Genomic DNA, 567 nt, shown 5'->3' on the forward strand with positions numbered 1-567 from the left:
AAGCGTTCAATCAGCTCTCCATGCTGAGGCCAGTCCTTCAGGAGAAGGTCTACCTGCGCGATCTCAAACTCATCAAACTCGAAGCCTGGCGCCACGGTGCACCCGACCAGGCTATGGCTGTCTGCGACCGTACACTCTGCTGCGAACCAGGCGCCGGCAGGAACCAGCGCCTGGAAATCCGTTCCGTCGTGTTCCAATGGATTGCCGAGGCGGAAGACTATCTGCTCTCCCTCTGGCAGGAGGACGTACACATGCAAGGGGACACCATCATAAAAGTGCCACATTTCGTCTGATTTGATTCGGTGCCACGTCGATCTTTCATTGCCGCGAAGCAGGTAATAGATGGCAGTGGCGGCCGAGCGTGTCGAATCGCCATGCGAGCGCTTGACGCGTTCCTGGCTGCGATAGGTTTCCCTGAAATGCCCGCCTTCCGGATGTGGTTGAAGTGCCAGGCGTGAAATCAGTTCTTCGGAGCTGGTTTTGGGCATCATATGACGGGATAAAGAGATTGTCGGGGTCTCGGCCGATTCACATCAGCCGGGTCCACTGGCTTATTGTACGCGGCCA

The 567-nt window shown here is 56.8% G+C and carries 1 protein-coding gene; it reads right to left on the reverse strand.

Annotated features, from left to right (window positions below):
• Window positions 1-491 (reverse strand): cupin domain-containing protein (locus AKL28_RS24245; protein ID WP_414735715.1); only part of this gene is annotated, 491 nt, incomplete at its 3' end.
• Window positions 492-567 lie beyond the last annotated feature (76 nt).

Origin of the sequence: Herbaspirillum chlorophenolicum (assembly GCF_001189955.1) — a bacterium.
Lineage (GTDB): Bacteria > Pseudomonadota > Gammaproteobacteria > Burkholderiales > Burkholderiaceae_D > Herbaspirillum > Herbaspirillum chlorophenolicum.